Source organism: Rossellomorea aquimaris TF-12 (assembly GCF_001648555.1).
Taxonomy (GTDB): Bacteria; Bacillota; Bacilli; order Bacillales; family Bacillaceae_B; genus Rossellomorea; species Rossellomorea aquimaris.
In genome coordinates, this window is record NZ_LQXM01000029.1 from 535,946 (window position 1) to 561,435 (window position 25,490).

The 25,490-nt window shown below is 37.5% G+C and carries 22 protein-coding genes; all 22 read right to left on the bottom strand.

Going from position 1 to position 25,490, the window contains the following annotated elements; translation table 11 throughout:
• Positions 1-141 precede the first annotated feature (141 nt).
• Positions 142-735: a dipicolinate synthase subunit B gene (dpaB, locus tag IQI_RS16205; protein WP_064093661.1), complete on the bottom strand. Its 594-nt coding sequence runs from the start codon at positions 733-735 to the stop codon at positions 142-144.
• Positions 732-1,634: a dipicolinic acid synthetase subunit A gene (gene dpaA, locus IQI_RS16210; RefSeq protein WP_064093662.1), complete on the bottom strand. Its 903-nt coding sequence runs from the start codon at positions 1,632-1,634 to the stop codon at positions 732-734. Before dpaA ends, dpaB begins: the two co-directional genes overlap by 4 nt.
• Before the next feature lie 262 nt (positions 1,635-1,896).
• A complete protein-coding gene (locus IQI_RS16215) occupies positions 1,897-2,133 on the bottom strand; it encodes a YlmC/YmxH family sporulation protein (protein ID WP_064093663.1) in 237 nt (78 codons plus the stop codon).
• Between the two features lie 124 nt (positions 2,134-2,257).
• Positions 2,258-3,499 (bottom strand): M16 family metallopeptidase, encoded by a 1,242-nt coding sequence (locus IQI_RS16220; protein ID WP_064093664.1) that lies wholly within the window; start codon positions 3,497-3,499, stop codon positions 2,258-2,260.
• Between the two features lie 31 nt (positions 3,500-3,530).
• Positions 3,531-4,526, bottom strand: a complete 996-nt coding sequence (locus IQI_RS16225; protein ID WP_064093665.1) for a polysaccharide deacetylase family protein — start codon at positions 4,524-4,526, stop codon at positions 3,531-3,533.
• 133 nt (positions 4,527-4,659) lie between these two features.
• A complete protein-coding gene (gene pnp / locus IQI_RS16230) occupies positions 4,660-6,783 on the bottom strand; it encodes a polyribonucleotide nucleotidyltransferase (RefSeq protein ID WP_064093666.1) in 2,124 nt (707 codons plus the stop codon).
• A gap of 384 nt (positions 6,784-7,167) precedes the next feature.
• A complete protein-coding gene (rpsO, locus tag IQI_RS16235; protein ID WP_064093667.1) occupies positions 7,168-7,437 on the bottom strand; it encodes a 30S ribosomal protein S15 in 270 nt (89 codons plus the stop codon).
• 135 nt (positions 7,438-7,572) lie between these two features.
• Positions 7,573-8,517, bottom strand: a complete 945-nt coding sequence (gene ribF, locus IQI_RS16240) for a bifunctional riboflavin kinase/FAD synthetase (RefSeq protein ID WP_064093668.1) — start codon at positions 8,515-8,517, stop codon at positions 7,573-7,575.
• A gap of 18 nt (positions 8,518-8,535) precedes the next feature.
• Complete coding sequence (gene truB, locus IQI_RS16245) at positions 8,536-9,444, bottom strand: tRNA pseudouridine(55) synthase TruB (RefSeq protein ID WP_064093669.1); 909 nt, start codon at positions 9,442-9,444, stop codon at positions 8,536-8,538.
• A gap of 103 nt (positions 9,445-9,547) precedes the next feature.
• The gene (gene rbfA, locus IQI_RS16250; protein ID WP_064093670.1) at positions 9,548-9,919 is read right to left on the bottom strand and encodes a 30S ribosome-binding factor RbfA; all 372 of its coding nucleotides are present in this window, start codon (positions 9,917-9,919) and stop codon (positions 9,548-9,550) included.
• A gap of 55 nt (positions 9,920-9,974) precedes the next feature.
• On the bottom strand, positions 9,975-10,253 hold the full coding sequence (locus IQI_RS16255) for a DUF503 domain-containing protein (RefSeq protein ID WP_064093671.1): 279 nt from the start codon (positions 10,251-10,253) through the stop codon (positions 9,975-9,977).
• Positions 10,250-12,442, bottom strand: a complete 2,193-nt coding sequence (gene infB / locus IQI_RS16260) for a translation initiation factor IF-2 (protein WP_064093672.1) — start codon at positions 12,440-12,442, stop codon at positions 10,250-10,252. Before infB ends, IQI_RS16255 begins: the two co-directional genes overlap by 4 nt.
• A gap of 20 nt (positions 12,443-12,462) precedes the next feature.
• Complete coding sequence (locus tag IQI_RS16265) at positions 12,463-12,762, bottom strand: YlxQ family RNA-binding protein (RefSeq protein ID WP_064093673.1); 300 nt, start codon at positions 12,760-12,762, stop codon at positions 12,463-12,465.
• 10 nt (positions 12,763-12,772) lie between these two features.
• Positions 12,773-13,042, bottom strand: coding sequence for an RNase P modulator RnpM (gene rnpM / locus IQI_RS16270; protein WP_064093674.1), 270 nt, complete (start codon positions 13,040-13,042; stop codon positions 12,773-12,775).
• A 14-nt stretch (positions 13,043-13,056) separates the two neighbouring features.
• Positions 13,057-14,193, bottom strand: coding sequence for a transcription termination factor NusA (gene nusA, locus IQI_RS16275; RefSeq protein ID WP_064093675.1), 1,137 nt, complete (start codon positions 14,191-14,193; stop codon positions 13,057-13,059).
• Positions 14,194-14,231: 38 nt separating this feature from the next.
• Complete coding sequence (rimP, locus tag IQI_RS16280) at positions 14,232-14,699, bottom strand: ribosome maturation factor RimP (protein ID WP_064093676.1); 468 nt, start codon at positions 14,697-14,699, stop codon at positions 14,232-14,234.
• 186 nt (positions 14,700-14,885) lie between these two features.
• Positions 14,886-19,205 carry a PolC-type DNA polymerase III gene (locus IQI_RS16285; RefSeq protein ID WP_064093677.1) on the bottom strand — a complete coding sequence of 1,440 codons (4,320 nt, stop codon included), beginning with the start codon at positions 19,203-19,205 and terminating at the stop codon, positions 14,886-14,888.
• A gap of 144 nt (positions 19,206-19,349) precedes the next feature.
• Positions 19,350-21,053: a proline--tRNA ligase gene (locus tag IQI_RS16290; RefSeq protein WP_064093678.1), complete on the bottom strand. Its 1,704-nt coding sequence runs from the start codon at positions 21,051-21,053 to the stop codon at positions 19,350-19,352.
• A 269-nt stretch (positions 21,054-21,322) separates the two neighbouring features.
• Positions 21,323-22,579, bottom strand: a complete 1,257-nt coding sequence (rseP, locus tag IQI_RS16295; RefSeq protein WP_064093679.1) for an RIP metalloprotease RseP — start codon at positions 22,577-22,579, stop codon at positions 21,323-21,325.
• A 124-nt stretch (positions 22,580-22,703) separates the two neighbouring features.
• The gene (gene dxr / locus IQI_RS16300; protein ID WP_064093680.1) at positions 22,704-23,849 is read right to left on the bottom strand and encodes a 1-deoxy-D-xylulose-5-phosphate reductoisomerase; all 1,146 of its coding nucleotides are present in this window, start codon (positions 23,847-23,849) and stop codon (positions 22,704-22,706) included.
• 36 nt (positions 23,850-23,885) lie between these two features.
• Positions 23,886-24,674, bottom strand: a complete 789-nt coding sequence (locus tag IQI_RS16305) for a phosphatidate cytidylyltransferase (protein ID WP_064093681.1) — start codon at positions 24,672-24,674, stop codon at positions 23,886-23,888.
• Positions 24,674-25,465 (bottom strand): isoprenyl transferase, encoded by a 792-nt coding sequence (locus IQI_RS16310; protein ID WP_064093682.1) that lies wholly within the window; start codon positions 25,463-25,465, stop codon positions 24,674-24,676. Before IQI_RS16310 ends, IQI_RS16305 begins: the two co-directional genes overlap by 1 nt.
• Between the last annotated feature and the right edge of the window lie 25 nt (positions 25,466-25,490).

Here is a 25,490-nt window from a genome sequence, read left to right on the forward strand (position 1 = left end):
TTTTAACATAAACAATTATTCGACAATAGAAGATTTTTTGTATCAGATTATATTCTTTCTTTTCTACTTTCATTCATCATCTTTCCTTAAGCATGAAAAGAAGGCCATCTTATTTGATAAGGTGATAGCCTTCATAAAGTATTAATCCAAGTATCTCTCGACAACTACTGGTTGAATTTGAACGCCTTCCATAGCAGCTTCAACTGTTTCTTGAATGAGTGTCATTCTTGCAACCATTGATTTTGGTTTCTTTTCAGGAGCATCTTGCCCAAATGGAATAAAATATATATCCTTCGTTGAAATTAACCTCATTAAATTTACGCCATTTAGACCAAGTGCATCATTTGTAGAGATTCCGAGAACAACTGGACGATGATTACGAAGCGTTGCTTTAGCTGCCATTAGTACTGGGGAGTCTGTCATAGCATTGGCAAATTTACTCATGGAATTACCAGTTAATGGAGCAATCACCATACAGTCTAATGGGATTTTTGGACCTAACGGTTCTGCCTTCACGATCGAATCAATGACCTTATGCCCCGTTACATCTTCTATCCGCTTTATCCAATCTTCTCCTTTGCCAAACCTTGTTTCAGTATTCATGACGGTTGAAGTCACAATTGGCATAACTTCAGCTCCGTTATTTACCAATCGTTCGATTTCTGGAAATACAGCATCATACGTGCAATGCGACCCTGTCAGACCAAACCCTATTCGTTTACCTTTAACACTCAAGACGATTTCTCCTTCCCTAAATCAAGATCTTTTTCTATTAATTGACTTAATACGTTCGCCAAAATTTGCCCGGCAGTTTTTGGTGCAACGATTCCAGGTAGCCCTGGTGCAAGCAAAGCTTTTATTCCTCTTTTCTCTGCATATCGAAAATCTGTTCCACCTGGCTTTGAAGCCAAATCAATAATTAAAGTATGAGCAGGCATTTTTGCAATCACTTCAGCTTTAACAATAGGAATCGGGATCGTATTAATACAAATATCACAATCCTCCACCTTTTTCTGTAAGTGATCCAAATGGAAAGCTTCTAAACCCATTTCTGTTATCCTGGCTAAATGCTCACTTTTCCGAACACCAACCCTCACCTTTCCTCCAAGATGGTGAAAGGTTCTCGCTACACTCATTCCAACCCTTCCAAGACCTAATATAATGATAGTAGATCCATGAATTGTAAAATCTGTATGTTGAATAGCCATCATGATGGTTCCTTCCACTGTGGGAATCGAATTATATATGGCAACATCATCTCTTTCAAACAACTGAACTAACTTTCGGTTAGTCGAAGACATTACTTTATCCAAATATTGATTACTAATTCCTGAATAGATCGTACAGTGATCTGGCGTCTGTGATACAATATTTTCGGTTAAATAAATTTTCTCATTCGAAAATATGGTGTCAATTTCTCCTTGTAGATTCGTGCCAGGTACAGGTAAAATAATGGCATCTATAATGGAGAAGTCCACTTCATCGAGCTTTTCCTTAGTGGCCCCTGTAAAGGCATGATCTAGTTGTTCAAAACCTACAAGTGAGATTTTTGCATCTAACTCTGTAAGTTTTCGAATAATCTCAAGTTGACGAGCATCTCCGCCTAGTACTGCGATCTGCATTCCGGTCAACATCACTGCTTTCACCTTCTTTTACATAATCGCTATAATTAATCCCTTTTCACTTCAACAGTGTATGTTATGAACACCTAATAGGTGAGTGGAAATACATAAGGTATGATGATTGGAATCAATTACTGCTTTATTTGAAATCTTCCTCTCAATCTGCTATTCACAACTTATGAAAGAACTCTCCTTTTGGAATTCTGCTGATGGAGGAAAAATAGCCGAAAAAAAAAAAAAAAACGAGGATATCCTCGTTTTAATCGCGACTTATTTATTCATCACTCGAAACCTCTAATATGATCATATCGGCTCCGATTGTTCGAATCTGATGCCATGGCACCCGAATTTCTCCACCTTGTTTTCGTAACCATTTCCCTGTTGGTATAACGAGAGCTTTTATTTGCCCAGACTGATCATTAAACTCTAAATCTGTTTGACCAAGCACTCCCATTCTTTCTGCTTTTTTATAATCAACTATTTCTTTCCCGCTTAATTCACTTAACCTCATGAAGGTACCTCCCCTAAAAATGCTCTGTGATACAATGTATACACTGTCCCTATTTTTTAGAAGAAGATATTTGTAAAGTTCTTTCTACAAACGAAAAAGGCAGACTATTTCGTCTGCCTTTTCGTTATTTTTTCATTTTTTCAGGAAGTTTTCCGTCTGGACTAATCAAGGATAAGGCATAATCGTCAGTAAAAATATCAATGGCTAATTGATTGACTCTTTCCATTGTGACCCCATCAATCTCTTCCACAATTTCATCTAACGTACGATGTCTTTTGAGTAATAATTCATTTTTCCCGTTACGACTCATTCGACTATTTGTACTTTCTAAACTTAACATGAGATTCCCTTTTAGTTGTTCTTTACTGTTTGTTAACTCTTTAGAGGTAATTCCATCCCTTTTTAGTTCTTGTAGGGTTGTATCCATCGTTTCAAATAGTTGGTCTAATTGATTCGCACCCGTCCCACCATATATGGTAACCATTCCGCTATCTTCATAGGCAGAATGATACGAGAAGACAGAATAAGCAAGTCCCCTTTGTTCTCTCACTTCTTGGAATAGTCTTGAGGACATACTTCCACCCAATACATTATTTAATACGATTAAGTTATATATATCTGAGTGTCCGATTTGTAATCCATTAAACCCTAAGCATAAATGGGCTTGTTCTGTGTCCTTTTTACGTGCAAGCTTATTGTAATGAAAAGCAGGTTTTTCTCTCTCCTCGGGTCCTTTGCCACCTTCGAAAGATCCAAATAAATTTTCAACTTCTTTGATAAAACTTTCATCAACATTTCCCGCGACGGACACGACTACTTGATCAGGTGTGTACATGTCATACATGTACTGTTTTAGTTTATCTTGATTAAAAGAGTGCAGTGTTTCTTCTGTTCCTAGAATTGGGTATCCCAGTGGGTGTTCTTCATATACTGCTTTACTCAGTAAATCATGAACGATGTCATCCGGGGTATCTTCATACATTTTAATTTCCTCATAGACAACATTCTTTTCTTTAGTCATTTCATCTTCTACGAAAGTAGAATTAAAAAACATATCTGAAAGGGTATGTAGGGCATAATCGGCATGATTATCTAACACTTTCGCATAGTAGCAAGTATATTCCTTAGAGGTAAAAGCATTTACTTGCCCTCCAATACTGTCGAAAGACTCTGCGATTTCCCTAGCGCTCTTTGTTTTAGTCCCTTTAAAAAACATATGTTCAAGGAAATGTGAAACTCCATTATTTTGCTTTGTTTCATTACGTGATCCTGTACCAATCCATATACCTATGGCTACTGAGCGTACGGTTGGTATTTCTTCAAGAACAATTCTAAGTCCATTTTTGCATGTATATTTCCTAATCAAAAATAGTTCCTCCTATTCATGCTGTAAAAAATTACTGCTTCTTTTTAACACTTTCTTGTTGAGGTGAATGGTCTATGTCAGCTGCAATTCTCTCTTCATTAACTAAACTAGTAACTGTACCTATCCTCAAATTTTGTGCCTTTATTTGCAGAATTAACGAATTTAAAGAGTTAGCAGTTGAAGCTGTTGGGTGCATTAAAATAATTGCCCCTTTATGCAATTTACCCATAACACGATTTACTAATACATTAGGTTGCGGCTTCTGCCAATCAATCGTATCTACACTCCACATGACCGTTCTCATATCCATCTCATCTGCTATTTCGATGACTTCATCACGATAGCTTCCACTTGGTGGAGCAAACCATTTTACCTTTTTACCAGTTGTTACTTCAATCATTTCGTTTGTCTTTTTCAACTCATCTTTTATTTTAACTGTTTCTAATGTTTTCAAATCTGGATGTGTGTACGAATGATTCCCTACTTCATGACCAGCATCTACAATCATCTTAGCTAAATCAGGATTATTTTTCACCCATCTACCCTCTAGAAAAAAGGTAGCATACACATGGTGTTTTTTCAAAGTAGAGAGCATATCGGGAATATACTCATTCCCCCAAGCAACATTTATTATGAATGAAGCCATCGGTTTATCTGGATTGCCTCTATATACAGGAGATGGAGGTAAGTCCGATAAATGTATACTTGGAGAAATTTGTTCGTACACAAGTAAATCCTCACGAAAGCTCTTTTCCTTTTTCATGTTTTTAATGGAAGCATTGACATCAACTTTTAATCCATTATAGCCAGGGGTAGCTTTCCATACTTTATCTATTTTAGCATCTTGAGGTGATATGATTCTCTCTTCTGCTTCCTGCCTAACTCTGTCAGTGAAATCACTGACTCCATTTACACTTATAGAGTCTTGCTTCAGTTGGATGAGATACTGATCCGATAAGGGGTTTTCCACAACTACTAAAGTAACAATAGCAATGAGGCTTATTCCCAGCAAGTATTTTTTTTCCATACTTGTTCACCTTCCTTCTCCTAAAACATATGTAGGAATTGGACAAGGTAGAACGGTATGGGTTTCACATATAAAAAGGCTGTCCAATAGGAGAGTTTGCTCCATACAGGACAGCCTGCCAATCTAGCAAGTGTTATGCTTGATTTTGTTCTTCTTTTTCACGTTGTTCTTTTAATACAGCTTTTCTTGATAGGTTCACTCTTCCTTGATTATCGATATCCAATACCTTTACAAGGATTTCATCTCCAATGGCAACTACGTCTTCAACTTTACGAATACGTTCTTCTGCAATTTCAGAAATATGCACTAAGCCATCCTTACCACTGAAGATTTCAACGAATGCACCAAATTTTTCAATACGCTTTACTTTACCAAGATACATTTGGCCAGGTTCAACTTCTCTAACAATATCTTCTATTGTTTTCTTAGCAACCTTGTTCATCTCATCATCAATAGAAGAGATGAAAATTGTTCCATCTTGTTCGATGTCAATTTTAACTCCTGTTTCATCAATGATCTTGTTAATCTGTTTACCACTTGGTCCAATTACATCACGAATCTTATCTGGTTTAATATGCATCGTTAATATTTTTGGTGCATATTTTGAAAGGGTTGATCTTGATTCACCGATTGTCGCTAACATGCTCTCTAGAATTTGCATTCTACCCTTTTTCGCTTGTTGAAGAGCTTCTTCCAGAATTTCACGTGATAAACCATCTATCTTAATATCCATTTGAAGAGCGGTAACTCCATTTGAAGTACCTGCAACTTTAAAGTCCATATCCCCTAAATGGTCTTCCATTCCTTGAATGTCCGTTAAGATTGAGTAATTTTCTCCAGATTTTATAAGACCCATTGCAATACCAGCTACTGGCGCTTTAATAGGTACACCTGCGTCCATCATGGCTAATGTACTTGCACAGATACTTGCTTGAGAAGTAGACCCATTTGATTCAAGTACTTCAGAAACAAGACGCATAGTATATGGAAAATCCTTCTCATTAGGAATAACTGGATCTAATGCTCTCTCTCCTAATGCTCCATGTCCAATTTCACGGCGGCCTGGTCCTCGGATTGGTCCAGTTTCTCCTACACTAAATTGTGGGAAATTGTAATGATGCATAAAGCGTTTAGATTCTTCAATACCTAGTCCATCAAGAACTTGCACATCGCCTAAGGCACCTAGGGTACAAATACTTAAAGCTTGTGTTTGTCCACGAGTAAAGAGTCCAGATCCATGGGTTCTAGGCAGTAACCCTACTTCAGAAGAAAGAGGTCGAATTTCATCTACTTTACGACCATCAGGACGAACTTTATCTTCAGTAATAAGGCGACGCACTTCATTTTTCACTAGCTTGTCTAACACTTTTTTCACTTGCTTAAGTGAATCATCATCCGCTTCTTTCTCTTCTTCGAAATGAGTAATGACATTATTCTTTACAGCTTTTATTGCTTCTTCACGAGCATGCTTCTCTTGAACTTGAATAGCTGGGATTAATTCACTTTCACATAGTGAGCGAACTTCAGCTTCAATCGTTGCATCAAGCTCAAAAAGTTTGATTTCTGTTTTTTCTTTACCTACTTTTGCAACAATTTCTTCTTGGAACGAAACTAACCGCTTAATTTCCTCATGTCCAAACATGATTGCTTCAAGCATAGTTTCTTCCGGCACTTCATTTGCACCGGCTTCGACCATATTAATGGCATCCTTTGTACCGGCAACAGATAAATGAATTTCACTTTTCTCCAATTGTTCAACAGAAGGATTAATAATGAATTCTCCATCCACAAGTCCAACAATAACCCCAGCTATTGGGCCTTCAAACGGTATATCAGAAACTGATAGTGCTAATGATGAACCAAACATAGCTGCCATTTCAGATGAACAGTTTTGATCCACACTCATTACCATACTAATAACTTGTACTTCATTTCGGAATCCGTCAGCGAATAATGGACGAATAGGGCGATCGATTAAACGACTTGCCAAGATTGCCTTTTCACTAGGGCGTCCCTCACGCTTAATAAAGCCACCAGGTATTTTACCTACTGCATATAATCTTTCCTCGTAGTTTACTGTTAGTGGGAAGAAATCGAGTGGTTTTGGTTCTTTTGAAGCTGTCGCACTACTTAATACTGCAGTATCTCCATAACGAATTAATACTGCTCCATTTGCTTGTTTGGCTAATTGGCCAACCTCGACCGTCAATTCTCTTCCGGCCCAATCAATGGAAAAGGTTTGTTTAGTTTGTTCCATAACGTGTACCCCTCTCTTTATACATCACTTAAAGGGCATCGGCTGAACCTTACCCGTATAATAAAAATCATTTTAATAATCTATATCATGCACTATGGTGCTGTTATATTCATTGAAATTACCGCATTTCGAACCATAATTGGGGGCTGACTCCCAAAATTAACTAATAAAGCTTTTTTATGAAAATATTTTTTCACCATTTCATTTAAAAGGAGACTTCCGTTTTTCTTTATATTATGTATTGTAGACAAAAACAGAAAGAATGAATACGTTTTGTTACAATTTCCAGATTAAATTTGCGAAATTAAATGGGGAATCATACAAAGATTTCCACTTTTAAAAACTAAAGAAAAAGCGGGAAAGATTCCCGCTTCCTTTGTCTGTTTATCGACGTAAACCTAATTTGTTAATTAAATCACGGTAGCGTTGTACATCTTTCTTACGTAGGTAAGATAATAGATTACGACGGTGACCTACCATTTTAAGAAGACCGCGACGAGAGTGGTGGTCTTTCTTATGAACGCGTAAATGATCGTTCAGATTGTTAATTTCTTCAGTTAGGACAGCAATTTGAACTTCTGGAGATCCAGTATCGTTCTCATGTACTTTGTATTCACTGATAAGCTCGTTTTTACGTTCTTTAGTGATAGCCATCCTTTTCACCTCCTAATAATTTCTTTCAAATCCCCTGTTACTGAGCAGCCGTTGGTGAATCGTGATGCCAAGCAAAGGTTCATTTCATACGCTATTTAGAATACTACTCTTTACGACAAAAATCAAGTGCTAACATCAAATTTCCGAAAAGTAGTGTATTGCTTCATCTTTATCCTTTTGTATTTGGGTAATTAATTCCTGAATCCCTGAAAATTTCACTTCGTCCCTGATTCGATGATACCAGTCAACATACACTTCTTCTCCATAAATTGAAGTATGAAAATCGAAGATATGGACTTCGATAGACATTGAATACTCCTCTGGATTTTTGAAAGTAGGTTTATAGCCAATATTACATACCCCATTATACCATTGATCATGTATGTGGATTCTTACAGCATATACACCAACTTTAGGTGTTAAATAATCATCTGCCATTTCGATATTGGCAGTCGGAAAACCTATTTTCCGACCTCTTTTATCACCGTGGATGACTGTTCCTTTTATTCTATACGGTCTTCCAAGTAGTTCCTGAACCTTCATTACATTCCCTGATCTAAGATTTTCTCTAATTAAAGTAGAACTTACCTTAAAGTCTTGATCGGTTAATTCAGGTATTGTTGTAGAAGTGAATGTATCTCTTGAATGAAATGGAAGAGTTTCCATGGTTCCTTTTCCTAATCGTCCGTAAGAATAATCAAAGCCAGCTATTACATGCAAGACATTCAGACCAATAATATATTGATCTACAAATTCCTGGGGCAACAGGCTTGCGAAGTCAGAAGTGAATCGAACAATAAATAAGTAATCCACTCCTAATTCCTGCATGATTTCTTTCTTATCCTGAAGAGGGGTTATGTAATGGATATGTTTATGTTTATGACCTAATACAACAGATGGGTGAGGATCAAATGTCATAACAGCACTATAGACATTAATATCTCTTGCCTTCTCTACTGCCGACTTAATGACCTCTTGATGCCCTTTGTGCACTCCATCAAAATATCCCAGTGCTAACACTAAAGGAGGAAATTCAGTTTTACTAATTGAATGTGGATGATGTAAAGTTATTACTTTCACAGTATTTCACCTTTTTCACTAGTCGTTGAAAAGCACTTTAACAGGTTTAATTATCCCTTGTTTGTCTGGATGACGCTGATAAATAGCAATGGCCTTCCCTTCATACTCCATTACTACTTCTACGCTCTGTGGCCAATCCTCAGGCTCTTCCAAGCGTGCTCCGTTCTTCACTTTCTCTGCTAATGTATCATTAATTACCCTTTTCGGCAAATGTAAAAGTCCCAATTCTAAAGGCAGTAAAAGTCTTTCAGGATTCTCATTTTGAACATATTCTTCAATTTGTTCTAAGGTTAAACAATCTTCGCTAGTAAAACTTGCAGATTGGGTTCTGGTAAGTGCTGACATATGGGCTGGGTACCCTAATCGCCTGCCAATTTCAACAGCAAGCGTTCTTACATAGGTCCCCTTACTGCAAGAAACTTTAAATGTAAATGAGACATTTTCACCCTTCAATTCTTGCCAATCTTCAAGTAATTCGAGACTGTGTATTTGCACCTTCCTTGATGGTCTTTCTACTTCAATTCCTTTTCTTGCATACTCATATAATCTTTTCCCGTTCACTTTCACAGCTGAAAACATAGGAGGTGTTTGAATAATCTCACCTGTTAATTCTTTTAATATTGCTTCAATCTCATCTCTACTTATGGTACCCTCTATTCTCTTCTCCTCAACTCTCTCTCCCCAGGCATCCTCAGTCGTTGTGGAAAAGCCTAATGTCACTTCTCCTTCATAGGTCTTTCCTGAAGAGGTTATGTAATCAGCAATTTTTGTAGCACGTCCGATGCATATAGGTAAGACTCCAGATACTTCTGGGTCAAGTGTTCCGGTATGTCCTACTTTTTTTGTTTTTAGGAGCTTTCTTAATTTAAAAACGCAATCATGGGAGGTCATGCCTCTTGGTTTCCATAAGGGTAAGATCCCGTTCATTTATAATACCTCCAATTGTAGAGTGTCCTATTTTTATTTATTCTTAATGAGAAAGGACTGACCCTCCGGATTTGTTTCGCTCCATAGGATCAGTCCTTTCTTGTTACTCTTCTTTATCTTTTGATTCTTCTTGCGGATCATCTTGCACTTTACGAAGTAAAGTTTCAATATGATTTCCATAATCAATCGATTCATCAAACTCAAAAATAATTTCAGGTGTTTTACGAAGTCGAACTCTTTGTCCTAACTCTGAACGTATGAATCCTTTTGCCTTCGCAAGACCCTTAAGTGTGTTCTCTCTTTGGTCTTCTCCACCTAGAACTGTAATGTATACCTTCGCCTGTTGCAAATCGCCAGATACTTCAACATCTGTAACAGTCACAAAGCCAATACGCGGGTCCTTTATTTTTCGTCCGATAATATCGCTGAGCTCTTTCTTCATTTGCTCGCCAACTCGATTCGCACGATGGCTCATCAATATCACCTCATAATTAAGTCTTTGCTAAAAAGTATTGAAATGTGAGATTTGACTAGAATGTTTCTCTTGTTGTTTCTAGTCTTTCCCACTCTGGAAAAGAATCGATGAACTTTAATGCATTTTCTATTTCTCTTTCACTGGCACCTTTAGTGGAAGCCACAGTAACTATGGCAATTCTTGTTCTCTGCCACACATCTTGATGATCAATTTCAGAAACAGCTACATTGTGTTTTTGTTTGAGTCTTGTAATGACTCTCTGTAAAACAGCTCTTTTTTCTTTTAAAGAGTGAGAATGATAAATCATACACTCACATTCAACATACGTGATCATTTACGTTTAATTTCCTCCATAATAAAGGCTTCGATTACATCGCCTTCTTTAACATCATTAAAGTTCTTAATCGTAATACCACACTCATAGCCTCTTGCTACTTCTTTAGCATCATCTTTAAAACGTTTCAGGGCATCTAGCTCACCTTCAAAGATAACGATTCCGTCACGGATAAGGCGAACTCCACTATCACGAGAGATTTTCCCCTCTGTCACATAGCTTCCCGCAATTGTACCAACTTTAGACACTTTAAACGTTTGACGTACTTCTGCCTGACCGATGATTTTTTCTTCGAATTCAGGATCTAGCATACCTTGCATTGCTGCCTCTATTTCTTCCATTACTTTATAGATAATGCGATGCAGACGTATTTCAACACCTTCAGCCTCGGCAGTACGTTTCGCGTTTACATCTGGACGTACGTTAAAGCCGATAACGATAGCATTGGAAGCAGAAGCAAGTGTGATATCAGATTCATTAATTGCTCCAACACCAGTATGAATGATGCGGATATTTACACCTTCTACTTCAATTTTCAGTAATGAAGCGGCAAGAGCTTCCACAGAACCCTGTACATCAGCCTTTAGTACAAGATTTAAATCTTTCATTTCTCCTTGCTTCATTTGTTCGAATAGATTTTCCAGACTAACTTTGGATTTTTCTCCACGCTGAGCCTGTAGTGCTTGTGATGCACGGGATTCACCTACAGAACGAGCTGTCTTTTCGTCTTCAAATACAACAAAACGATCTCCTGCTTGAGGAACGTCATTTAAACCTGTAATTTCAACTGGAGCAGATGGACCAGCTTCTTTTACTCGACGCCCTAAGTCATTTACCATTGCACGAACGCGACCAAAAGTATTTCCTACAACGATAGGGTCTCCAACTTTTAACGTTCCGTTCTGAACAAGAAGCGTTGCAACTGATCCACGACCTTTATCTAATTGTGCTTCAATTACAGTACCCAAGGCAGGACGATTTGGATTCGCTTTAAGTTCCTCGACTTCACTTACAAGGACAATCATCTCAAGTAAATTATCAATTCCTTCACCTGATAATGCAGAAAGAGGAACGAAAATAGTATCCCCACCCCACGCTTCAGGAACAAGTTCATATTCAGTTAGTTCCTGCATAACACGATCAGGGTTAGCCGCTTCCTTATCCATTTTGTTAACGGCGATGATGATTGGAACCTCAGCAGCTTTAGCATGATTAATGGCTTCAACCGTTTGAGGCATTACACCATCATCTGCAGCAACAACGATAATAGCTATATCAGTTACTTGAGCACCACGGGCACGCATAGTTGTGAATGCAGCATGTCCAGGAGTATCAAGGAAAGTGATTTTCTTTCCATCTTCTTCTACTTGATACGCACCAATATGCTGAGTGATTCCACCCGCTTCACCGGCAGTTACTTTAGTGTTTCGAATGGAGTCCAGTAGGGTTGTTTTACCATGGTCTACGTGCCCCATAATCGTAACAACAGATGGACGTTCTTCAACTTGCTCTTCTGAATCTTCAGTGAAGTATACTTCAAGATCCGTAGCATCTACTCTGATCTCTTCTTCCACTTCTACACCGTATTCTCCAGCAATTAATTCAATTGAATCTTTATCCAGCTCTTGATTGATTGTTGCCATAACACCAAGCATGAAAAGCTTCTTGATAATTTCTGAAGGTTCTTTGTGTAATTTTTTTGCAAGTTCAGATACCGTTAAAGAATCTGTAAATGTTATTTTAGAAGGAAGTTCCTTTTTCTTAGCCGGCTGTTGTTGTTGAGGAGCCTGCTTAACATTTTTATTGTTTTTGTTATTTTTACTATTATTGTTTTTATTATTTTTGTTGTTCTTGTTGTTATTATTGAAGACCTTTTTCTCCTTTGATTGGTGCTGTTGTTCGTGTTTTTTACCCTCACGACTTTTGGGTGCTGTTTTTACTTTTACAGTATTTGGTGACTCATCTTCTTTTACTGATTTTGATTTAGAATCATTTGAAGCAGTTTTCGTTCCTTGCGCTTTAGAGTTAGAATCACCCTTAAACATGGAATCTAGTTTTGTTACAGTTTCATCTTCTATTGTTGCCATATGGTTTGATACCTCAATATTCAATTGCTTTAATTTTGCGATAACATCTTTACTTGAAACGTTATATTTTTTTGCATATTCATAAACACGCATCTTGCTCATATGTTCACCCCCATTGAGATTCAGAGCATTTCAGATAATTTATTGGCAAATCCTTCGTCAGAAAGAGCAACAACAACCCTTGCATCTTTTCCAATGGCATGCCCCAGCTCGTACCTACTTTCTACAAACCGTACCGGTACATTAAAATACTTACACTTGTCCGTTACTTTTTTATAGGTATTTTTGGACGCATCATTTGAAAGGATTACAAGCTTTGCTTTTCCACTTCGAACTTCCTTAATTACTAGTTCTTCACCTGAAATAATCTTTCTTGCTCGAGTCGCCAATCCTAAAAGTGACATCCAACGATTTTGATTCATACGCTAAACGTTACTCCTTTTCCACAAGGCTAATCAATTCATCATATAGAGATTCATCTATTTTCGCTTGTAATTGATTGGCTAAAGTATTCTTTTTTTTCGCTTGTAAAATGACATCCTTATCTTTTGAAAGATAGGCACCACGTCCTGATTTTTTACCGGTAGGATCTATGGAAACCTCTCCTTCTTTAGATCGAACGATTCGAATCATTTCTTTCTTAGGTTTCATTTCTCCGGTTGCTACGCATTTGCGCAATGGAATTTTTTTATTAGCTCCCATAATTAGCTCACCACTTAATCTTGATTATCAAAATCAATATTTAAAGGTTCGTCCATATCATACTCTTCTTCCTTCTCGTCAGGTAAAAAGGAATCTTCGCGAGGATATAAACCTAATTCACGTGCATCTGCTTCACTTTTTATATCAATTTTCCAGTTGGTTAACTTGGCTGCAAGGCGTGCATTTTGACCACGTTTTCCAATAGCCAGTGACAGCTGATAATCAGGAACAATGACTCTTGTCGCCTTTTCATCTTCATTCACTTGAACATCTAATACTTTAGATGGGCTTAATGCATTTGCTACGAATGTAACAGGATCTTCAGACCATTGGACAATATCGATCTTTTCACCTTTTAACTCATTCACAATTGCCTGTACCCTAGCTCCCTTAGTTCCAACACATGCACCCACTGGATCTACTTCTTCATTTTCAGCGTAAACAGAAATTTTAGAGCGATCTCCAGCTTCCCGTGCAACAGATTTGATTTCAACTGTTCCGTCGAAAATCTCAGGAACCTCAATTTCAAACAATCTCTTCAATAACCCTGGATGAGTTCTTGATACAAAGATTTGAGGACCTTTGGTTGTCTTTTCAACTTTTGTAATAAATACTTTGATTCGGTCATGAGGCTTGTATGTTTCATTTGGCATTTGCTCACTAACCGGTAAAAGAGCTTCAATCTTTCCTAACGCCACATAAATGAAACGATTATCTTGACGTTGAACAATACCTGTCATAATATCTTCTTCACGGTCAACAAATTCAGAATAAATAATTCCTCTTTCTGCTTCACGTACACGTTGAGTGACTACTTGCTTAGCCGTTTGAGCAGCAATACGACCGAAATCCTTCGGAGTAACTTCTAACTCGACTACGTCGCCTACTTCATAACTTGGATTGATTTCTCCAGCATCTTCAACTGAGATTTCAAGACGGGAGTCAAAAACCTCATCTACTACTTCCTTACGAGCAAAAACTCTCATAGTACCTGTATCTAGGTTAAGGTCTACACGGACGTTTTGTGCCTGATTAAAGTTACGTTTATATGCTGAAACTAACGCAGCTTCAATTGCTTCAATAATGACATCTCTAGCGATGCCTTTCTCTTTCTCCAAAAAAGTAAGAGCATCTAATAACTGAGTGCTCATGTTGGTGTCATCCCCCTTCTTAGTGCGGTTATTCCCTATTAAAATGTAACAGCTAATCTTACAATAGCTATTTTATCTGTTGGAATTTCAACCTTCTTTTTTCTTGTTTTAATTGTTACTTCAAGTTGTAATTGTTCTGAAGTGTAGGAAAGAAGTGTACCTTCAAAAGCTTTTTCACCGTTTAATGGTTCATACGTTTTTACAAATACGTTTTTACCAATAGCTTTTTCAAAGTCCTTATCATTTTTCAAAGGACGTTCAGCTCCAGGCGAAGAAACCTCAAGAAAATAATTGTGAGGAATTGGATCGAGTTCATCTAGTTTTTCACCTAAGCGCTCACTTACTATTCCGCATTCTTCAATGTCAACACCTTGATCCTTATCAATAAATACGCGAAGAAACCAATTGGATCCTTCTTTTACGTATTCCATATCAATTAGTTCTAATGACATGTCTTCTAAGATTGGTGTAACAAGTTCTTCTACGAGTGTTGTTATTTTGCTCATACTTACCTCCTGGTTTATATGAAAATCTTGCACCAAGACTAGAAATATTAGTTCAAAAAATCTCCATGTAATAACGAAAGAGTGGGGTGCGACCCCACTCTTCTAACTTTAGAGCTATCTTTAGTATTTCCAATAAAAATATACCATAATCATCATTTTTATGCAAACAATTCCCTTGACAGTAGGCTAGAATAAGGAAAGTTGATTCTTATCTGGTAATGCTTCAAGGCAGCCATGATTATCAAGATACTCAATAATCGTTTTGGAGACACGACCTCTTTGTTGAAGGTCCTCCTTTGAGAGGAACTCTCCTTGTTCTCTCGCCTTACAGATATTAATTGCCGCATTCGTCCCTAATCCAGGGATAGAATTGAATGGTGGAATTAATGATTCCCCATCTATGATAAACTCTGAAGCATGAGATCGATAGAGATCTACTTTTTGAAATTTGTATCCTCTTTCACACATTTCTAAAGCTAATTCTAAAACAGTTAACGTGTTCTTTTCTTTCGGGGAAGCATCCAGCCCTTTGCCATTGATTTCTTCAATTTTCGCTCTGACAGCTTGTGAGCCCCTGACCATCGCTTCAATATCAAAATCCTCTGCACGTACGGTGAAATACGCAGCATAATATAGAAGTGCATGGTGAACTTTAAAATACGCTATTCGAACTGCCATCAATACATAAGCAGCAGCATGGGCTTTAGGGAACATGTATTTGATTTTCAAGCAAGAGTCGATATACCAGTCTGGTACACCATTCTTTTTCATTTCTTCTACCCATTCATCCTGAAGTCCTTTCCCTTTACGAACAAACTCCATTATTTTGAATGCCAAAGAAGGTTCAAGACCTTGGTATATGAGGTAGACCATAATATCATCACGACAACCGATTACTTCACTTAAATTACACGTATTATTATGAATAAGCTCTTGAGCATTCCCAAGCCATACATCTGTACCGTGTGACAGACCGGAGATTTGAACGAGTTCTGAAAACGTTGTCGGTTTGGTATCTTCTAACATTTGACGAACAAATCTCGTTCCAAATTCAGGTATTCCTAATGTCCCGGTTTTACACATGATCTGATCTTCGGTTACACCAAGAGATTCAGTGCCACTGAAGATTTTCATCACTTCAGGATCATCTGTCGGTATCGTTTTAGGATCGACTCCTGACAAATCTTGAAGCATTCGAATGACTGTTGGATCATCGTGCCCTAATATATCAAGCTTTAATAAGTTATCATGAATCGAGTGAAAGTCGAAATGAGTCGTCTTCCATTCTGAGCTAGAATCATCGGCAGGAAATTGAATAGGTGAAAAATCATAAATATCCATATAGTCCGGGACAACAATGATTCCCCCAGGGTGCTGACCTGTTGTCCTTTTCACACCTGTACATCCACTAACCAATCGATCGACTTCCGCACCTCGGATTTGTAATTGATGATCATTTGCATATCCTTTTACATAACCATAGGCTGTTTTCTCTGCAACAGTACCAATTGTTCCTGCTCGATATACATTATCCTCTCCAAATAATACTTTCGTATAATTGTGGGCATTTGGTTGATATTCCCCTGAGAAGTTTAAATCGATATCAGGAACTTTGTCTCCTTTAAAGCCAAGGAAGGTTTCAAATGGAATGTCATGTCCGTCTTTTCGATATGGCTGACTGCAATCAGGACAATCTTTATTTGGCAAGTCGAAACCAGATCCTACTGAACCATCGTCAAAGAACTCTGATTTTTTGCAGGCAGGACAAACATAATGAGGCGGCAAAGGATTTACTTCCGTTATTTCAGTCATGGTGGCAACAAAAGAAGATCCAACAGACCCACGGGATCCTACAAGGTATCCATCATCCAAAGACTTTTTCACCAGTTTATGGGAAATCAGATAAATGACTGCAAAACCGTGACCAATGATACTTTTTAATTCTTTTTCCAGTCTTGCTTCAACAATTTCCGGCAGGTCATCTCCATAAATACTCTTTGCCATCTCATAGCTCATTCTCCGCATCTCTTCATCAGCGCCCTCGATTTTAGGAGTATATAAATCATCCCTAATTGGCTTAATGACATCAATCAAATCAGCTATTTTATTGGTATTTTCCACGACGATTTCTTTTGCCGTCTCTTTTCCTAAAAATGAGAAAGCATCTAACATTTCATTTGTCGTTCGAAAATGAACATCTGGGTGCTCATGTCTATTTAAAGGATTGGCCCCACCTTGAGAGCTAACTAATATTTTACGATAGATTTTATCCGTTTCATTTAGGTAATGAACGTTACCGGTAGCAACAACAGGTTTGTTTATTTCCTTGCCAAGCTCAACAATATTTTGAATGATATCTTCTAAGTTTCGATCATTCTGGACGAGGTCAAGCTCTATTAAGTGTTGATATACCGCTTTGGGATGTACTTCTAAATAATCATAAAATTGAGCAATGCCCTCAACTTCTGCTTTTCCTTTTTGCATCATTCCTTCAAATACTTCACCTTTATCACATCCTGAACCAACAAGAATTCCTGATCTATATTTTTGAAGTTGTGACCGAGGAATTCTTGGAACACGATAAAAGTAATTCATATGGGAGATAGATACTAACTTGTATAGGTTCTTTAAGCCCTCTTCATTTTGAGCAATCAACGTACAATGATATGGTCTAGAACGCTTATAAGAATCGCCTTTCCCCATATAATCGTTGAACTGATTGTGATTAGTGATTCCTTTTTCCGTGGCATCTTTGAGCATTTTTAACAGGAGATACCCTGTTGCTTCTGCATCATAAATGGCACGGTGATGTTGGGTCAATTCAACATCGAATTTTTTGGCAAGCGTATTGAGTCGATGATTTTTAAATTGTGGATAAAGGAGTCTGGCTAACTCTAACGTATCAATGACTGGGTTAGATGCTTTAGACAACTCAGCTTTTTTATATCCTGCATTTAAAAATCCCATATCAAAAGAAGCATTATGTGCCACTAATATATCGTTCTCAACCCACTTATAGAAATCATGTAAAACGTCATTGATTTCAGGCGCGTTTTGAACCATTTCATCTGTAATCCCTGTTAACTCGATAGTAGTAGCCGACAATGGATGGTGGGGATTAGAGAATGATTCAAAGCGGTCAATAATCTCCCCATCTTTAATTTTTACCGCAGCAAGCTCGATAATTGTGTCATATACAGCAGAAAGACCGGTAGTTTCTACATCAAACACAACATATGTTTCTTCTTCAAGGTTTCGGTCACTGTCGTTATAAGCAATAGGAACTCCATCATTTACTAAATTTGCTTCAACTCCATATAGAAGCTTAATATCATTCTTTTTACTTGCACTATAGGCTTCCGGAAAAGACTGAGCTACTGCATGATCTGTAATGGCTACAGCTTTGTGCCCCCATTTCTTCGCCTGAGCCACAAGGCTGCTAACTGATGAAACAGCATCCATTTGACTCATTGGAGTGTGCATATGAAGCTCAACTCTCTTTTCATCCGACGGAGCTGTGTCTAAGCGTAAGACGGGCTTGATTTCATTTACATCATTTGCAATCATGACTAAGTCACGGACAAAGGTATCATTTTGAATACTACCACGACAGCGAACCCACATACCTTTTTTCATACTGTTCATAATCGCTGCGTCTTCTTTATCACGGGAGAACATCTTAACTAGAATTGAGCTTGAATAATCAGTTACTTTAAAAGTTAATAACGTTCGACCACTACGTAATTCACGTGTTTCACAGTCAAATACATATCCCTCAATGGCAATACGTCTTTCCTCGTCATAAATTTCTTCTATCTTACGGAAGTCAGCATCGTCTTTAATGGTAAGACCTAGCATAAACGGACCACTTGGTACACCTGAGGCTTCTTCTTTCTCTGCCTTCTGCATCTCGACAAGAGCTTGTTGTGCCCTTTCTTGGTCTTCTTTTAGTTTTTCTTCAAGGAATTTTTCGTAATCACTTGTCTGCTCTTCGATTTGAGCAACTTCAGCATCTAAAATTAATCTGGGAAATCCAAAATTCTCGAATATAGAAGTAATCATATCCCCATATTTCCGCTTCAACTGAGTTGCCTCTGTATCATTTGAAGCATTGACGATGATTTTATTCCCATTTATTTTAGGTTGCTGAGTGGTAAGTAATTTTAATAGTGGTGGAGAAATACCCTGGATTTCCTTTACGCATTCAGACCAGTATTCTAAAATGTGCTTCTCTGTCACATTGGGATTTATTGCTCTCATGCTGAAACTCACGCTAGCGATATGCTTAAAAGAAGCCTGTAACTTCATAGAAAATTCAGACCATACTTTACATGGCACAAGTTCTTCAATAACAAAATGAAAATGCCATTTTTTCTCGGCACGATATACTGTTAATTTTTCAATTTCAGCGTTGTGAAAATATTTTACAAATGCGTCCTCTGTTAACCCCAATTGTTGTAACAACAATTGAAACCTCTCTTTTTTACCGAGGGACTTTTCTTCCATTCTTTTTCTCCCCCATTTCTATTTTAATTAATTCTTTTCGTTTATATTGTAGTCATCGAATAATCTATACGAAAAGAGCCTTTACAAAAGAAAAGGGCTGACAGCTAAGGATATTGCACCCTTATAAAGTCTAGCCCGTTCTATTTAGGATTGAAGCAATTCCTGAATTTTCGCCAGTAAATCATCCTTGTGTACTTCCAGCATGTCTCCAGTTTTTCTAACTTTCACTTCTACAATTCCGTCGCCGGCTTTTTTCCCAACTGTAATACGAATAGGGAGCCCAATCAAATCAGAATCAGCGAATTTTACACCTGGACGCTCAGCACGATCATCCATCAGTACATCTATACGATTACTTTTAAATTCTTCATACAATTCGTTCGCTAGTGATGATTGAAGGTCGTCCTTCATGTTAATTGGGATCAAATGAAGGTCGTAAGGTGTTAAGTTTGTCGGCCAAACTAAACCATTTTCGTCATTAAATTGTTCCGCTACTGCCGCCAAAGTTCTTGAAACCCCAATACCATAGCACCCCATCAATATGGATTGTGCCCTTCCGTTTTCATCAAGGAAAGTACTATTCATTGCGTCTGAATATCGTGTACCTAGTTTAAATACATGACCTACTTCGATTCCTTTAGCAAAAACAATCTTCCCTTGTCCATCCGGTGAGGCATCTCCTTCTTTTATAAAACGAAGGTCAGCATATTGAGAAACGGTAAAATCCCGTTCTGGGTTAACATTTAGGAAGTGGTACCCTTCTTCATTTGCGCCACAAACACCATTTCGAATATATTTCACAGCCTGGTCTGCAATGACTTTTACCTTTTCATCTAAAGAACAAGGACCAATCGATCCAACTTCACAACCTAAGATTTCTTTTGTTTCTTCAGGAGAAGCAATCTCTACCACCTGTGCGTTTAACTCATTTTTTAATTTAATATCATTAATCTCATGATCACCTCTGGATAAAACTAAGATAAATTCATCGTCGACTTTAAACAGTAGTGATTTAACACATCGTTCTTTTTCTATTTTTAGGAAGGATGCAACTTCTTCGATTGTTTTACGATCTGGTGTAGAAACCTTTTCTGTTTCTTGTAGATCTTCACTGGATTCAGTGTAACAATCAATAACCTCAGCCATTTCGATATTCGCAGCATAATCAGATGAATCTGAATAGGCAATGGTATCTTCTCCCACCTCAGACAGAACCATAAATTCATGAGTATCTTTACCACCCATCGCTCCAGAGTCGGCAATTACCGCTCTAAAGTTTAATCCACAACGTGTAAATATATTGGAATATGCTTGAAACAATTTATCATAGGCTTCATCTAAACTTTCTTTTGAAGCATGGAAAGAATAGGCATCCTTCATGATGAACTCTCTTCCTCTAAGCAATCCGAACCGAGGACGCTTTTCATCTCTAAACTTTGTTTGGATTTGATAAAGTGTCAAAGGCAGGCGCTTATATGACTTAACTTCATCTCTCACCAAACTTGTTATAACTTCCTCATGAGTTGCACCAAGGGCAAATTCTCGATTATGACGATCGTTCATACGCATCAATTCTGGTCCATAAGTTCCCCAACGACCAGATTCTTTCCAAAGCTCAGATGGCTGTAATGCTGGCATTAAGAGTTCAACTGCACCAGCTGCATCTAACTCTTCGCGAATTATATCTTCTACTTTCTTTAATACTTTCTTACCAAGTGGCAAAAAACTATAAATCCCACTGGCATTTTGTCTTATGTAGCCTGCACGAAGGAGAAGTTGATGACTTTTAACCTCCGCATCGGCAGGTGTTTCTCTTAAAGTAGGAATCATGGTATTACGTTGCTTCATTTATTAGCACCTCTGTTACTATTTAGAATTTTTTATCAATAAGTAGTTGAACAAGAAAAGAACGGAGTGAAGTACTCCATTCTCATGAACGACTTCCTTAATAAAAAGACTAGTTGATGATTATCTTTTTATCAGGTATTTTTCGTAATACTTTCTTGATCTACCCTGCTAAGAAAATACCGAAGAGTAGGTATTTTCCTGAATAGTTAGATGTTTTATTACGTTTATGAATGTTTAGCAGAGAGTCCTTTAACTCTCTGTTCATCTTTTTATAGAAAGAATCGTTGAATATCATTCCATGTTACAACAAGCATTAGGACCATTAGAAGAGCAAATCCGATAAAGTGGACCATCCCTTCCATTTGGCGATCAATTGGTTTCCCACGTACCGCTTCAACTGCAAAAAACATCAGCCTTCCACCATCAAGTGCTGGTATAGGGAGCAGGTTCATGATTCCTAAGTTAATACTTAAGATAGCTGCCCATCTCATCAAATAAAAGATTCCGGATTTAGCAACTACATCCGTTGACTGGTAGATTCCTACCGGGCCTGAAAGGGCATCAATTGAAAATTCTCCAGAAACCAGTTTACCGAGGAGGACAAAAATCATTTTTGTCCATTCGTATGTTTGTTGTCCACTATTTGTTACGACCTTTAATGGTGATTTTTCCACTGGGCTATGAACCCCTATAATACCTATTTCTTTGCCCTCTATTTCCTGAGGTTTAGGTGTTACTGGAATTTCCTCCATTGTACCATCTCGTTCGACGTTAAATCGAAGTTCATCCCCAGGATGCTTCTGAATAATGGATACAATATCTTCCCAGGTAGTTATCTCGTTACCATCAATACTTCGTACAATATCATTCTTTTGTAAGCCTGATTCTTTTGCTGCCCCATCTTCTGTTAAATTTCCAAGTACGGGATCATTTGTTGGTACCCCTTGTAAAAGACCAACCAGAACAAAAATGAAAAAAGCTAAAACAAAGTTAAACAATGGACCAGCAAAAATGGCCAAGGCACGTTGTGGAAGAGACTTCGAAGCAAATTGACGATCCCAAGGAGCAATTTGAGTTTCTACTCCATCCTCAACAAAAACTGCTTCTTTAGAAATATCAAAGGTTTTTAGTTGTTCTTCATCTTCTTCATATCCCCGAATATAAAGTCTGTGTTCTAAATCTGCTTTTTCCACCTCTATGACTCGAATATTCGGATAGCGATCCTTGTTATTTAAGATTATTTTTTTGATTTTTTCATTTTCACCTAACACTAATCCAACTCGATGCCCGGCTTTTAATTCAATCATTTCAGGGTCTTCTCCTGCCATGCGAACAAAGCCTCCAAGTGGCAATAAACGTATTGTGTAGGTTGTTTCATTTTTCTTGTAAGAAAAAACTTTAGGTCCAAATCCTATTGCAAATTCTCGACATAATATCCCAGCCCGCTTTGCAAAGATTAAGTGACCTAGTTCATGAAAAAATACTAATGCTCCAAAAATAACAATAAAGGCAATCACTGTTTGCAAAATATAAAACCACCTTTTTTTAACCTGTTTCGAACAGATTTAAATAATAACGTTTTTGAAATTAAAATACTGTGCATTATTATACTACGTCAAAAACAATCTAAACATGACCAAGCCTCACACTCTAAATTCCATTTGTGATTGAACTACGAGTTTGTTTATCGATCGTCAAAATGGTTTCAAGATCTGGCCTATGTATAACTTCATGAGAATTTAAGGCTTTCTCAATAACTTCTTCGATTTCAAGGAAAGCTATTTTATTATCCAAGAACAAAGCGACAGCTGCTTCATTAGCTGCATTTAAAACCGTTGTCATACTTCCTCCTATGCGACCTGCTTCATAGGCAAAATGTAAACAACGAAATCTTTCATAGTTCATTTTTTCAAAATGAAGTTGTCCAATTTCAGCTAAGTTTAATCTTTTTCCGTTAGGTCTAGGGAGTCTGTCAGGATATGTTAAGGCATATTGAATTGGCACACGCATGTCCGGTGTTCCTAATTGTGCCATTACAGAAGAATCATGAAATTGAATCATAGAGTGGATAATACTTTCTCTATGTTGCAGAACTTCTATTTTTTCATATGGGATATCAAAAAGCCAATGAGCTTCTATCACTTCTAAACCCTTATTCATCATAGAGGCTGAATCAATAGTAATCTTTGCTCCCATAGACCAATTAGGATGATTCAATGCTTCCTTCACTGACACTCCTACTAACTCTTCCCTTGTTCGGTCTCTGAAACTACCACCTGATGCAGTAATAATTAATTTTTCGATATTTTTCTCCTGTTCACCTTGAAGGGCTTGGAAAATAGCTGAATGTTCACTATCTACTGGAAGTAGAGTAACCTCTTTCGATTTGGCAGCATCCATCACAAGGTGACCAGCTGTTACAAGAGTTTCTTTATTTGCGATAGCAATCGTTTTACCTGCTTCGATTGCTTTTAATGTTGGGTATAAACCAACACTTCCGAGAACGGCATTTACAAGGATATCCGCATCTTGATGACAAGCCACTTCAACTAACCCTTCTTCTCCATATAAAACTTTCACCGAAGATGGCAATTCTCTTATAAGTTGATCTGCGTCCTTTTTCAATTGAACAGAGACAAGGCTTGGGGTAAACTCGTTAATCATTTTTCTTGCTTCTATAATATTTTTACCAACTGATAAAGCTACAAGTTTAAATTCTTCAGGATGCTCTCTCAGCACATCTAATGTTTGTATTCCTATTGAGCCAGTAGCACCCATTAAACTAATTTTTTTCAAACGCCGCACTCCTCCCATTTCAAACCCTTTCACCAATTATAGATTGCTAAGGAAGTGAAGAAGGGGTAAAACAAATAATAGACTGTCGAAACGATCTAATATTCCACCGTGACCAGGTAATAAACTCCCTGAATCTTTTACTTTGTAATGTCGCTTTAATGCAGATTCAACTAAATCTCCGACTTGCCCAAAAATAGACAATATGGCTGTCACAATCACTAGCTTAGGAATCGACATATCCAATTCAGTAAAGAAGGTCATGAGTATAGCTACTATAATGGCACATACTATTCCCCCAATGAACCCTTCTACCGTTTTATTTGGACTGATTTCTGGCCATAACTTCTTTTTACCGATAGCTCGTCCAATGAAATATGCACCTGAATCTGTTGCCCAAATAATGAACAACGCATAAAATACGTATTGAACTCCTTCTAAGCGAGTATCGATAAAATAATAAAAACCGATTCCTACATAGAGAATACTAAGTAAAGAGAAACCAACATCATCAAAGGTAAAGCGATTCTTAGTTGCAACTGTATAAGTTAGAAATAAGATTACCGCAATAAATGCAAGTTCAAGTTTAGAATATCCAAAATCCTGAATAATCCCTATGTAGTCCTCTGGTATCAAAAACACCCATAGTAAAGCTAATGATAATAAACCTGGAATTGTTAAAATCCATTGTCCACGCATCTTTAATGCTTCGTAAAGTCCAACGGAAGCAATTAGGTACATTAAAATAATAAATGGAGTCTTACCAAATAGTATAATCGGTAGAAAGACTGCCGCCGCGACAACTGCTGTAATAATTCGTTGTTTCATTATGATTCCTCACTTTGTAACCCACCAAATCTTCTCGAACGACCTTGGTATGCTTCTATTGCTTCAGTAAGTTGCTCTTTACCAAAATCCGGCCACAGTACATCGGTGAAAAAGAACTCCGTGTAAGCTAATTGCCAAAGCATAAAATTACTTAAACGGATTTCTCCACTGGTACGAATAAGTAGGTCAGGGTCTTTTAAATCTTTAGTCATTAAATAACTTGAAAAAACTTCCTCATTTATTTGATTTTCATCTAGTATACCATTTTGAACATCTTTTAAGACATGCTTCATGGAATCAATAATTTCAGAGCGACTTCCATAGTTTAAAGCAAAATTTAAAATGAGACCATCGTTATGCCTGGTTTCCTCCATTGCTTTTGTAACAGCTTTTGTTGTATTTGATGGAAGCGCTCCTGTTGAACCCATCATTCGGACTTGAACATTTTCTTCAATTAATTCAGGCAAGAAGGTTCCAAGAAATTCTTCTGGTAACTTCATGAGAAATTCCACTTCCATTTTTGGACGCTTCCAATTCTCTGTAGAAAAAGCATATAAAGTTAAGGTTTCTACACCCAGTTCATTAGCTAATTTCGTAATTCGCCTAACGCATTTCATTCCTTCATGATGACCCGCAACCCTGGGTAAAGCTCTTTTTTTAGCCCAGCGTCCATTTCCATCCATAATAATGGCTATATGACCCGGTATAGGGTGTTTGACTAATTCTTGAAAACGTTCTTCAAAGCTATCTGAGCCCTGCTGCCGTTTCCATTGTTTAAGCTTGTTTAGCATAAAAAATCCTCCACCAACAATCCAA